Annotated in this window: 13 protein-coding genes, 1 tRNA gene and 1 pseudogene; all 15 read right to left on the minus strand. The window is 33.3% G+C overall.

The window, feature by feature from the left end:
• A pseudogene (locus tag COZ07_RS00745) lies at positions 1-239 on the minus strand (hypothetical protein); the annotation flags it as partial.
• A gap of 218 nt (positions 240-457) precedes the next feature.
• Entirely contained in the window at positions 458-1,450 is a 993-nt protein-coding gene (locus COZ07_RS00750; protein ID WP_406606702.1) for an ornithine cyclodeaminase family protein, read from the minus strand.
• A 171-nt stretch (positions 1,451-1,621) separates the two neighbouring features.
• Positions 1,622-1,698 (minus strand) — tRNA-Pro (locus COZ07_RS00755).
• Positions 1,699-1,741: 43 nt separating this feature from the next.
• Positions 1,742-2,839 (minus strand): DNA-processing protein DprA, encoded by a 1,098-nt coding sequence (gene dprA / locus COZ07_RS00760; RefSeq protein WP_406606703.1) that lies wholly within the window; start codon positions 2,837-2,839, stop codon positions 1,742-1,744.
• A 265-nt stretch (positions 2,840-3,104) separates the two neighbouring features.
• Positions 3,105-3,650: a PASTA domain-containing protein gene (locus COZ07_RS00765; RefSeq protein ID WP_406606704.1), complete on the minus strand. Its 546-nt coding sequence runs from the start codon at positions 3,648-3,650 to the stop codon at positions 3,105-3,107.
• A gap of 8 nt (positions 3,651-3,658) precedes the next feature.
• Positions 3,659-5,044, minus strand: a complete 1,386-nt coding sequence (gene rsmB / locus COZ07_RS00770) for a 16S rRNA (cytosine(967)-C(5))-methyltransferase RsmB (protein WP_406606705.1) — start codon at positions 5,042-5,044, stop codon at positions 3,659-3,661.
• Between the two features lie 26 nt (positions 5,045-5,070).
• On the minus strand, positions 5,071-5,754 hold the full coding sequence (locus tag COZ07_RS00775) for a zinc metallopeptidase (RefSeq protein ID WP_406606706.1): 684 nt from the start codon (positions 5,752-5,754) through the stop codon (positions 5,071-5,073).
• A 102-nt stretch (positions 5,755-5,856) separates the two neighbouring features.
• A complete protein-coding gene (fmt, locus tag COZ07_RS00780; protein ID WP_406606707.1) occupies positions 5,857-6,840 on the minus strand; it encodes a methionyl-tRNA formyltransferase in 984 nt (327 codons plus the stop codon).
• A gap of 29 nt (positions 6,841-6,869) precedes the next feature.
• Entirely contained in the window at positions 6,870-7,358 is a 489-nt protein-coding gene (gene def, locus COZ07_RS00785) for a peptide deformylase (protein ID WP_406606708.1), read from the minus strand.
• 77 nt (positions 7,359-7,435) lie between these two features.
• Positions 7,436-9,478, minus strand: a complete 2,043-nt coding sequence (gene priA, locus COZ07_RS00790; RefSeq protein WP_406606709.1) for a primosomal protein N' — start codon at positions 9,476-9,478, stop codon at positions 7,436-7,438.
• Entirely contained in the window at positions 9,475-10,668 is a 1,194-nt protein-coding gene (gene coaBC / locus COZ07_RS00795; RefSeq protein ID WP_406606710.1) for a phosphopantothenate--cysteine ligase family flavoprotein, read from the minus strand. Before coaBC ends, priA begins: the two co-directional genes overlap by 4 nt.
• A 96-nt stretch (positions 10,669-10,764) precedes the next feature.
• Entirely contained in the window at positions 10,765-10,980 is a 216-nt protein-coding gene (gene rpoZ / locus COZ07_RS00800; protein WP_406606711.1) for a DNA-directed RNA polymerase subunit omega, read from the minus strand.
• Between the two features lie 60 nt (positions 10,981-11,040).
• Positions 11,041-11,688: a guanylate kinase gene (gene gmk / locus COZ07_RS00805; RefSeq protein ID WP_406606712.1), complete on the minus strand. Its 648-nt coding sequence runs from the start codon at positions 11,686-11,688 to the stop codon at positions 11,041-11,043.
• Positions 11,689-11,700: 12 nt separating this feature from the next.
• Positions 11,701-11,988 carry a DUF370 domain-containing protein gene (locus COZ07_RS00810; protein ID WP_406606713.1) on the minus strand — a complete coding sequence of 96 codons (288 nt, stop codon included), beginning with the start codon at positions 11,986-11,988 and terminating at the stop codon, positions 11,701-11,703.
• A gap of 15 nt (positions 11,989-12,003) precedes the next feature.
• The gene (locus COZ07_RS00815) at positions 12,004-12,882 is read right to left on the minus strand and encodes a YicC family protein (protein WP_406606714.1); all 879 of its coding nucleotides are present in this window, start codon (positions 12,880-12,882) and stop codon (positions 12,004-12,006) included.
• Positions 12,883-13,054 lie beyond the last annotated feature (172 nt).

Here is a 13,054-nt window from a genome sequence, read left to right on the forward strand (position 1 = left end):
CCTCTTTTTTGGGCATTGGCCAGAGAGAGGGCAATTTCCTGATCAGTGAAGGTGTACATGGCTATATTAATGTAGGTTTCCGCCTGATTAATATTTTTAATGATAGCTTTTTGGGGATTTTCCGAGAGGGAGAAGTAGACTTCGGTTTTGGCAAAGGAAGAAAGGCATAAGATTAAGGTAAGGATAATTATGGTAAGAGTGATAAGAGTGAGTTTGGTTTTTGTTTTAAAATAGAACATTTTTTAAATATTCTCTTTTATTTATATTTAATAGAATTAGAGTAGACAGGCGAGACGCCTGTCCTACATGATTATATATCATTTTTATTATATTCGACAAAGAGCTGGGAAAGTCCTGCTTTTGAGGGAAAGTTTTTTGAAATTAAAAACAAGGGTATACAGAAATAATTAGTATAATAATACCAACAAGGCATGCATAAGTAACAACTATAATCGGTTTAATCCAGAGAAAATTCTTTTCCTAATCCTAATTTTTTTGCTTTTTGGTAAATAAAAAATCCGGTAGCCATATCCTGAATAGATAAGCCTACTGTTTTAAAAATAGTAATTTCTTCCTTATTTTCTCTACCTATTTTTTGATGGGAAATTATTTCCCCGATTTCACCAGTAATATTTGCTTTATCAAATTGACCTTTCTGAAGGGGGATAATGAAGTCACCGGCTTCTTTTAAAGTAGCCTCTATAGAATCAACATATATTTTATCCGCCTTTAAAAGGGTTTGAATATCAATTTCTTGCGTCTGAGGAGTAAATGAACCAACCGCATTAATATGAGTTCCAAGTCTTATTTTTTCTCCAGGGAAGACCGGAGTTTTAGAAGTAGTGGTTATACAGATAATATCTGCGTTTTCAATAGCTTTTCCCGAAGAAGGACTTATGGTCCATTTTAAGGAAAGGTTGGAAAGTTTATTCTTCATTAGTTCCAAATAGTTAATGGACTGTTGTTCATTAATATCATAAATATTTACTGATTTTATATCTCGTACCAAACACACTGCCTCTAATTGAGTCCTGGCTTGAAATCCGGCACCAATAATCGCTACTGTTGAAGAATTTTTCCTGGCTAAGTAATCAGTAGCCACACCGGAAGCAGCGCCAGTCCTAAGGGCAGTTAAATAATTTCCTTCTAATCCAGCTAATGGTAATCCCGTCTCTGGATGGATTAATAAAATAAAGGCATTTGTGGTAGGTAGATTTTTCTCTCTGTTTTTGGGAAATACAGATACAATTTTTAAACCTAAAGCGCCTGAATCTTCGATATATCCGGGCATATAAAGGATAATTCCATCTTCTTGAGGAATTTTTATCTGAGTGCGAACTGGAATAGTAACTTTTCCGGATGAATAAGCAGCAAAAGCATATTTAACCACCTGAATGGCTTCTTTTATGGAAATAGATTTTTGAATATCACTTCTGGTTAATAAGAGCATGGTCAACCTCCTTTTGGGATTAATCTTTTTGTTATTATTTAAAAAAATTTTTAACCTAGTGTCCCCCCCCCCGAAGAAGGAACGGGGCGGATAAATCCGCCCCCTACAAAATAATCAGGGATAGAAAGGTAAAAAATATGGTGGTAAAAGGTAGATTTAAAGTAGATATTCTGGTCGGGGCGAGAGGACTTGAACCTCCGACCCCCTGAACCCCATTCAGGTGCGCTACCATACTGCGCTACGCCCCGACTTTTTATATTATACTAAATCAGCCTTATTAAGGCAATAAAATTATAGTTTAATAAATTTTTTACCTTCAATCTCTTTTATTAAATCTTTTAATTCGAGGTTTAGTAATATCTCGCTAACTTTACTGGCAGATAATTTGCTAACTTCAATAATTTCGTCTATGTGGATAGGTTCGTTGGAAATTATCTTATAAATTATTTGGTCTTCTTCAGATAGAGAAAATTTTTCTGCACTTATTTCTTTGGTATTTGTTTCTTGGACTACAATTCCTGGAATTTCTTCCAGAATATCTCGATAATTATTTACCAACTTCGCTCCTTGTTTGATTAAATTATGCGTACCATTTGACAAGGAAGAGGTTATATTCCCTGGAACCGCAAAGACTTCTCTGCCTTGTTCGAGGGCAAAATCAGCAGTTATTAATGCACCACTCTTCTCACCAGCCTCCACTACCACTGTTCCCAAACTTAATCCACTGATAATACGATTTCTGCGGGGAAAATTCTGCCTTTCTGGCAAAGTAGAAAAAGAAAATTCAGTTATTAATGCTCCTGACTCTTCTATTTCTTTCGCTAACCTTCTATTTTCAGGGGGATAAATAAGATCAATTCCACAACCAAATACCGCGATGGTCCGACCGTGGACTGCTAATGCACCTTTGTGAGCCGCTGTATCTATTCCTCGAGCCATCCCACTTATGATAGTCAATCCAGCTAAAGCTAAATCCTTGCTTAAATTTTCTGCAACCATTTTTCCATAATAGGTAGCTTTTCTTGAACCGACCAGGGAAATAGAATTTTTGTCTTTTTCGATAATGTTCCCCTTAAAGTATAGAACTGGGGGAGGATCGTGAATTGTTTTTAAATTCTCCGGATATAAATCATCCTTTATGGTTAAAACATTGGCTTTATATTTAGCTAATAGATCTAATTCTTGTTCGGGAGTAATATTATTTTTTTCTTCGGAAATCCTGGAGGATATTTTGTTGCTCAAATTTAGCACTCTGGATATTTCTTCTGATTTTACAGACCAGGCATTCTCGGCTGAACCAAAATATTCCATCAATTTATGAAATCTTTTTGGTCCTATATCTGATATTTTATTCCAGGCTAACCAGTATTTTAATTCTTGTTCTTTCACCTAATACACCTCCTTACCTAGACAGGCGGGCCTGCCCTCGTGAAAACGGGGGATGCCTGTCCTACATTGGAAATAGGGATTGCTTCCCCTGTTTTTCACAGGGGCAGGCTTGTAAAGCTCCTCGCAATGACAGAGGGTCGGATAAATCCGACCCCTACGCCTAATGACAGAAAATGTTTCACCCTCACTTCAAGGGAGAGGGTAAATCCACCATAATCATATCACTTGAAGAGAGAGGATTAATCTCCACACCATATATGTAATATTAATAAGATCCTTTACTAACTAATAGATTAATTGTATTATTATCTGAAACTATATTTCCCGCTTCAGGGGTCTGAGCAATAACTACCCCCTGAGGTACGGAAAAATGTTTGCTATAGGTGACTTTGCCTAAAGTAAGGCCGTATTCTTCGATGATGGCCGTGGCTTCTTTTAGCTCTTTATTTCTAAGATCGGGAATATTTAAAGCAATAGCCTTACTCCCTTTACTTATCACCACATAAATTTCCCGATTCTTTTTTACTGTTGACCCGCTGGCTGGATCCTGAGTGATAATTTTATTGGGGGAAATATTTTTATCAAATTCATCACCAGAAACCTTTAGCTGTAATCCAGCATTATATAATTTTTCTTGGGCAACTTTTAATTCCTCACCAATTATGGAAGGAACGACAGTATTTGGAACAGAGTATACATTTTGATATATTATAAAGGCACTTACTCCCCCAGCCAGCACTATAAAAATTATAAAAATAATACTAACCAATGATTTTAAAATAATATTAAATATTTTCACTATCCAGTTCATTTATGAACCTATCCTTTTCTGATCATTTTTGCCATAAAGAATCCATCTAGATCTAAATTGGAAAGTCCAGGGATTATCTGAAAAAATTTCTTCTGTTTATTCTGATTTGATGGATAGACTTTTAACTTTCGCTCTTTTATAAATTCATTTAAATTTTCTAACTCAAAATTAGGATTTTTATCTAAAAATTTGGTTACTACTTCCTCGTTCTCTTCTGGTTCGGTACTACAGGTAGAATAAACTAATCTCCCACCCACTTTCAGGTAATTAGAGACAGTAGCCAATAGCTTCCCCTGCAGTTCGAATAATTGTTTAAATCTGTTTAAATCATAAGTTTGCCACTTTAAATCAGGTTTTCTCCTTAACACCCCCAACCCGGTGCAGGGAGCATCTACTAAAACCTTATCTGCCTTCTTTAGATAATTCTTATCTAATCTAGTGCTATCCTTTATCTGGGTCTTTACTATCTCAATTCCTAATCTCCGACAGTTCTCTTTTACCATTAATAATCTTGCCCCATTACTATCCAGAGCCAGAATGTTACCCTGATTAGCCATTAATTGGGCAAGATGGGTAGTCTTTCCTCCTGGGGCACTGCAAACATCAATTACCAATTCACCAGGTAGAGGTTTGAGCAGATGAGGGACCAAGATCGATGCTTCATCTTGAATCTGAAATAATCCTTCTTGATAAGCGGGAATTTTGGTGATATTGGAAAGGCCTTTAACATATAATGCTTCTTCGGTAAAAATACTTTCTCTTACCGAAATGTTCTCTTTTTCCAAAATATCTTTTAATTCTAGTCGAGATATCTTTAAAGTATTGGTCCTAATTACCAAAGTTGGTATTTTATTATTTGCTTCACATATTTTAACCGTATCGGCAAATCCAAATCTTTTTAACCAACGTTCAACTATCTGAAGGGGGTGTGAATAAATGGTGGAAATATATAAGGCAGGTTCTTTGTCTTGATCAGGCCAATTAATATTCCCACTATTTCGAATAATATTCCTTAAAACACCATTTACAAATTTAGACATCCCCAGGTTTCCATATTTTTTAGCTAATTGTACCGCTTCATTACCGATTGCATAATCAGGAACTTTATTTAAAAATAGTAATTGATAAACACCCATTCTCAATATATTTTTAATCAATATTGGAGTTTCAGATAAACCCCGATTGGAAAATTGAGCTATCGCCCAGTCTAATTTATTTCGGTTTCTTATCACTCCATAGGTTATCTCATTGATAAAAGCTGCATCTAAGGTAGAACTTCTATTTTTTTCTAATGATTTATTGATTAGAATATTGATATAGCCCTCTTTAGAATCAATTTCAACTAAAATAGTTAGGATGATTTCTCTTATCGGGTCAACTTTTATTTTATCCATAGATTTAATTTATTTTATATTTCCTTCTATCTTCTTCTATTTCTCAATACTATAAGTCTTAACAACTGCATAACTGCTACTGCGGCAGCGGCTAGATAGGTTAAGGCAGCAGCATTTAAAACCTTTTTAACTGCACTAATTTCTTCTGTGCCTGAAACAATATCTGCTTTCACTAATAAGCCTACTGCTTTATTGCTGGCATTAAATTCAACCGGTAAAGTGACTACCTGGAACAGCACTGCTAAAGAGAAAGCAATAATGCCGATATCCATTAACCCGGGAAGAGTAAATAAAAATCCAATTAAAAATAAAGGAACAGCCATTCGAGATCCAATATTAGTTACCGGCACTAAATTACTGCGAAGAGCGAGCGGAAAATATTTCTCTGCATCCTGGAGGGCATGGCCTATTTCATGGGCTACAATTCCCTGAGCAGCTAATGATTTACCATAATAAATTTCTTTGGATAGGCCTAACTTTTTCTGTCTGGGATCATAGTGGTCAGAAAGGCTGCCTTCTATCGGTTCAATTTTTATATTTACTAAATTATTTTGCCGCAATAATTCCTCAGCTACTTCTTTCCCGCTTAATCCGCTTTTTGCTAATATTTTTGAATACTTTACATAAACGGTCTTTACCTGGTATTGAGCATAAAGGGTTAAAGCTATAGCTGGTAATAAAATAAACATGGTACTATCGAAATAAAACATAAAATCCTCCTCTTATTAAGCCTCAATAGACAGGCGGGCTTGCCCTCGTGAAAACGGGGGACGCCTGTCCTAGGTATATTTATAAACTGTCTTAGGTGTGTCTTAGGTGTGTTTACCTAAAATATCTCCTACTTTAATCTTATAACCATTGACAAACTGGCTGGCGGTTAATTCTTTTGAACCAGCCGGAATCAACCTGAATATCTTTATAATTCCCTTATCAGCGGTAGAAATCAGGATGCTCTCTTTTTCAATTTTAAATACACTACCGGGGATTGAGGAACTTAGTTCAACCTCATTTTCATTTTGATAATTGCCTAAAAATCTCGCCTTAGTAATCTTAAGTTTTTTACCTTTATAAGAGGTAAAGGCACCAGGGTAGAGAGTAGTTCCTCTTATTATATTATATATCTTTTCTCCCTTTTCACTCCAATTTATTTCCCCATCTTGTTTAGTCATTTTCTTAGCAAAAGTTACCAATTTACTCTCCTGGGATATTCTTTTTATCTTTCCTTCTTCTATCTTTTCTAAAATTGTACTGATCATCTTAGCACTTAAATTAGATAATCTATCATAAAGTTCTCCGTAGGTTTCATCTGGTAAAATAGTTATTTTCTGTTGATCTATAATGTCACCAGCATCTACTTTTTCATTCATAAACATAAAAGTTATCCCCGTCTCTTTTTCACCATTTATAATAGCCCGGTTAATGGGGGCAGCACCTCGATATTTAGGTAACAATGAGGCGTGAATGTTTAAGCATCCTACTTTAGGAATATTTAAAATATCTTTAGAAAGAATTTGACCATAAGCAACTACTAAAATAAGATCCGGGTCAAATTCTTTTATTTTTTTTATAGAATCATCATTATTAATATTTTCTGGTTGAAATACTTCTATTCCCCTATTAATATTAAGAGCAATTTCCTTAATGGGGGTAGGCAATATTTTTCTACCACGACCCTGAGGGCGATCCGGCTGGGTAATTACACTTACTATATTTTCTTTACTATCTATTAATTTCTTTAAAACTGGTCCTCCAAAATCTGCTGTCCCCATAAAAATGATCTTAAGTATAAAAATCATCCCCTCTTCGGTTAGTATCCAGAATTTTACTAATTCTTTTGTTTTTTTAATTTATTTAACAATAGCTGCCTTTTTACTTTCCCTATTCTATCCACAAATAAAATACCTTCTAAATGATCGATCTCATGCTGCAGTGCCCGGGCCAATAGACCCTCTTTGGTGATTTTAATCGGCTCTCCACTTTCATTAAGTGCTTTTACGGTTACTTTTGATGAACGCTTAACCTCGCAATATACACCAGGAATACTTAAACAACCCTCTCCCTCTATAACTTCTCCCTCACTTTTAACCAGCATTGGATTTACCAATACTATTAACCCTTCTTCCTCTCCGTCAATAATAATAATTCTTTTTGTTACCCCTACTTGGGGAGCAGCAAGGCCTACTCCAGAAGCAGTATACATTGTTTCTGCCATATCTCTTATGAGATTCAATATTTCTGGAGTAATCTCTTTAACCGCTAATGATTTTTCTCTCAAAACAGGTTCTCCATATTCTTTAATTTCTAATATTGCCATCTTTTTCTCCTATTGCTTTAGCAATGATTCCACCGATTAAAGGAAGATTACGCTGATTTAATCTGTGTAATCTTTATTTATAACATCTTTACCGGATCAACATCAATTATTAACTTATTTTCTTGGTCGAAATGACTTAATAACATTTTATCATATCCTTCCTTAAATGCCTGATTAAATTTTTCTAAATCTTTTACTTTTATTATAAATTGTACTTGAAAGTGGTTTTTAGATTTCCGTAAGACCATATTTTCGGCACCCAGTAATTTAAATTCTGGGGCTTCTTTGATTTTAGGGATGGAATTTAAATAATCAATTAGATGTTTTGCTCTCTGCTTAACGGTCTCTTTTTCTTCCCCTTTAATCTCGATTTTAATGATATGAGTAAAGGGAGGGTAATTCAATTCTTTTCTCAATTCAACTTCTTTTTGATAAAAATAATGGTAATCTTGTTCTTTTATAGCAATGATACAATGATGCTCGGGATTAAAAGTTTGGATAATTACTTCTTTAGGAGAACTAATTTTCTTAAAAGAAGAAATAACCTCGCTAAGTAGTTGAAAGGTCTTTTCTCCTGAACGATAATCTGGTAAATTCAGCAAGGTATCAGCGGAAATAATTCCTATTAAATCTGTATTGCTAAAATCTGCTCCCTTTAGCACCATTTGAGTGCCTATTAATATATCGATATCTCCTTTTTTGAATTCTTCTAAGATTTGTCGATAATCATCATTTTTAATTAAGGAATCCCGATCTAAGCGTCTTATTTTAGCCCGCGGAAACATCTTTTTAATTTCACTCTCTAATTTTTGAGTTCCCATTCCTAAGGGACGAATATCTTTACTACCACATTTACTACAAACCTTCATTACTTCTGTCTTTTTCCCACAGTTATGACACACCAGTTGAGCTTGTTTTTGAATATTTAAATGATAAGAAAGAGAGATATTGCAATCAGAACATTTGGGTATATAGCCGCATTGGTTGCAAATCATAAAACTCGAAAAGCCCCTCTTGTTTAAAAAAAGCACCATCTGTTTCTTTCTCTTTAAACTTCTCAAAATAGCTTCCTGAAGTTCATAGCTGATGATCTTTTTTTTAGACTTTTCTTTAGTCATATCTATTATTTTATTTTTTAATAAATTTTCATCTTGGGCAGGGGAGATTAAATCCACCCCCAGATAATTCTTTTGAAGAACATTCTGATAAGATTCAAGGGATGGGGTTTCACTACTTAAAATCAGGGGAATCTTCTCCAATTCTGCTCGTTTTAAAGCAACTTCTCGAGCATTATATCTTGGCGCTCTCTCTTCTTTATATAAACTGCTATTTTCTCGGTCAACAATAATCAAGCCCAACTTATCAAAAGGCACAAATATAGCTGATCTCATCCCTAAAGCTATATCTACTTGTGAATTTCTTATTTTAATCCACTGAAAATATTTAGCTTTTTGATCAATCTTTTCATCAAAGACTACCATATTATCCTTAAATTCTTTTTCCAGCAATCTGGCTAATTCTGATAAATGAGACTCTGTAGGAGCCAATATAATAGTCTGCTTTCCCTTCTCTAATACCCTTCTTATACAGTTGAAATAAAATTCCACCCTCCTGGTAAAGTCATTGCTGCGCATTAGAATTACTTGAAACTTTTGCTTTTGGATAATTTTTTCTATACTTTCCTTATCCGGGGATTTAGTATCTTCAGATAGACAGTGCTTTAAGGGGGGAAGGTCTATTTTATCAAATTTGTTAAGCCAGGCCTTCCGGGTCTTAGGCATAACATAATTTAGCGTCTTTTCCCAGGAACAGAGATAGTAATTAGAAATCCATTTGGTTAATCTTACTACCTGGGGAGTCAGTAGGGGTTTTTTATCCACTATTTGCAGGATATTTTTTAAATTTTTTATATTTGATTCCGATAAAAACCCCACCAGGCATCCGGTGGTTACCTTATTTCTAAAAGGTATTAATACCCTCATCCCTATAGCTATTTGGTCTCTTAAATCTGGGGGAATACAGTAGTGAAATACTTTATTGAAATTATATTCTAAGATTACTATTTCTGCATATTTCTTTTCACCATACATATTAATAAACTCATTAATTCTATTGTTCACTTTATCTTTAGAATCTCATCTAAGATCTTTTCGGCTAGATCGCTTTTGGGCATCAGGGTTAATTCTTGAACTACTCCTTTACTATTTATAAGCGTAGCTTTATTATCATCTGATCCAAATCCTGTTCCTTTTGCAGATATATCATTAGCTACAATTAAATCTAATTCTTTTTCCTCCAATTTTTTAAGGGCATTACCTACTAAATTTTCAGTTTCAGCGGCAAATCCTACTAATATTTTATTTTTCTTTCTCTTCCCCAATGCATAAAGAATATCAGAAGTCCTTTCCAATTCAATAACCAATTTTTCAGCTTCTTCTTTTTTAATCTTTCCCGAGAATACTTTTTTGGGTCGAAAATCAGCCACTGCAGCGGCTGAAATTATTATATCTGCCTCTGAAAAGTATTTAAAAACCTCTTTTTTCATTTCTTCAGCAGACTCAATTAAAACTGTTTTAATTCCTTTTAGGGCAGCTAAACAATTTGGTCCGGTAATTAAAATCACTCTTGCTCCTCTAGCCTGAGCAATCTTTGCTAAAGCAAAACCCATCTTGCCAGAAGAATAGTTAGAAATAAATCTTACTTTATCAAGGGGTTCTCTGGTACAGGAAGCAGTAATCAATACAGTCTTATTTAGATAATCCTTTTTAAAAGTTAAAGCATACTCAACTTTATCTACGATATCCCTAATATCGGCTAATCTACCCTCTCCTATCTCTCCGCAAGCCAAAGGACCATATTCCGAATCAATAAACTCATAACCTAAAGCAGATAGTTTTTTAACATTTTCTTGATAAATAGGGTTAGCTATCATATTTTTATTCATTGCCGGAGCAAAAACAACTCTCGCTTTAGAAGCTAGCACGGTAGTGGTTAACATATCATCAGCAATGCCCTGGGCAATTTTAGCAATAATATTTGCTGTAGCTGGAGCAATCAATATTAAATCAGCCCATTGGGCTAAAGAAACATGGGTGATTTTTATCTTATCATTTAAAGAAAACAAATTATCTACGGTGGAATGTTCAGAAAGAGTAGAAAAGGTCAAAGGCTGTACAAATTTTGTGGCTGATTCAGTCATAATAACCAATACATCTGCACCTTTTTTCTTCAATAAACTTAATATTTCTGCTGCTTTATAAGCAGCTATACTTCCGGTAACTCCTAGTAGAATCTTCTTTCCTTTTAACACCTTTTTACCTCACCATATTTCGTATCTTGTTAAACCTCTGGCTCCCGACTCCTGAATTTCATTTTTATTTATATCTTACTAAGCACCTAACTCTAATTATTCCATATCCTTAATTATATTTTCTCTAATTTTTTCCTCAGATTTTTGGGATTCTTGAACTTCTTTAAGATACACTTTTCCTGCTTTTATCTCTTCTAAAGCAATTAAAATTGGCTGCTTATGTTTGGAGATCAGTAAAGGTTTACTACCAGATTGTAACTGCTTTGCTCTTTTGGCTATCATCATAGTTAATAAATATTTATTTTCTTCCACGCTTGGTTCTCCTCCTTCCTTTTAGTAAAAATATATTATTTTTATAATTCAAATCTATTTTTAATAACTTATTATCTTACATCTTTCCGCAATTACTATGGATTTTAGTTTTTTCATGGCCTCTTTTATATTATCATTAATTACTAAATAATCATAGTTTTTCGTATATTTCATTTCTGTATGAGCGTCCTCTAATCTTTTTTTGAGGTCTTTTTCTTCTTCTGTCTTTCTTTTACGCAATCTATCTTCTAAATCCTTCCAGGAGGGAGGGGCTATAAAAATAAAAACACCATCAGGAAATTTTTTCTTAACTTGCATTGCTCCTTGTACGTCTATTTCTAATAATACGTCTTCTCCTTTTTGAAGTGTTTCTATTAAATAATTTATAGGCGTACCTTTGTAATCTCTATGTACTAAGGCCCACTCTACGAATTTATTCTCTTTTATCATCTTTTTAAATTTATCTTCGGATACAAAATAGTAATCTTTGCCTTCTACTTCTCCCTTTCGAGGAGCGCGGGTAGCCACCGAGACAGAATATTTTAAATCTGGGAAAATTTTAAATATTTTTTTTCGCAAGGTGCCTTTGCCTACCCCGGAAGGGCCAGAGATAACAAATAGTAAACCTCTATTTAATTTCGTATGGCATATGGCGTATGGCATATTGCCTTCAGAAAGAAAAGGTAAAAAATCTTTTTCATCGGTCATATTTAAAATTACCTACTTGGTAACATTTTCTTTTAATTCAAGGTTTTGTCCAGTAGCTTCAGTGAATCTATGGGCAATAGTTTCAGGTTGAATGGAAGATAAAATTATATGATTACTATCAGTAATTATTATTGCTCTCGTTCTTCTCCCATAGGTAGCATCAATTAATTTCTTCTGAATTTTTGCTTCTTCTTTTATCCTTTTCATTGGTGCGGAACGAGGTTCTGGATTTAAAATAGTAATAACTCTGGTTGAATTCACAAAATTACCAAAACCAATATTTACTAAATTATTTACCATTTTCAATGTCTCCTATTATTCAATATTTCTAGCTTGTTCTCTTATCTTTTCTAATTCACTTTTCACTAATATAACTAAGGAAGTTATCTTTAAATTATTATTCTTTGAACCAATAGTATTGATTTCCCGATTTATCTCTTGGATTAAAAAATCCATCTTTCTTCCTGCAGATTCCATAGAATTTAGTAAATCATTAAATTGAATAAGGTGGCTTTTTGTTCTAATAATTTCTTCAGTGATGTCACTCTTTCCAGCAAATATTGCTGCCTCTAATTCAATCCTTCCTTCATCCACATTTAAACCATTGGTTAATTCTTTTAATTTGTTTAAAAAATTGCCTTTATATTCCAGTAAAGATAATTTTGAATATTTTTCAATCTTGTCCATTAACTTTGTAATCTTTTTTATTCTTTTCTTTATATCATTAATAAGAATTTTACCTTCTCTTTCTCTCATCTCCAATAAAGAATCTAAAGCCTTATTTACTGCTTCCTCTATCAAAGGCCACATCTTACCAGTTTCTTCTTCTTTTTTTACCACTTGAAAAATATCTTTAAATTTAATTATAGAATCAATATTTATTTCATCTTTGAACTTATATTTTTCTTTTAAAATTTTTAAGGCTTCACAATAAGAATTAAATAAGTTTTCGTTTAATATTACTTTTTCTTTTTCAGAAGCATAGCTTTCTACTTTTATTAATATATTTACTTTTCCCCTGAATATCTTTTCCTTTATAAGTTTCTCAATTTTTTGTTCAATTTCTAAAGATTGCATCGAATTTTTTATCATAATATCACAATATTTATTATTTAAAGTTTTTATTTCTACTAAACATTCTTGGTCTCTTCTTTTAATCTTTCCTACTCCATAACCAGTCATACTTTTAATCAATTTTACTTCCCCTTACCAATTATATTTTTATAAATTATAAACTTCACATTAATTTTATGGTAATAGTTACTGCTTGTCAAATTAATCTTGAAAATGTTTAACATTCATTTATTTATATTCTCCTCTTTTGCTTGATTATCTCTTTACAATAGATTATATTAAAATTAATATA

The organism is Candidatus Infernicultor aquiphilus (assembly GCF_002784285.1).
GTDB lineage: Bacteria > Atribacterota > Phoenicimicrobiia > Phoenicimicrobiales > Phoenicimicrobiaceae > Infernicultor > Infernicultor aquiphilus.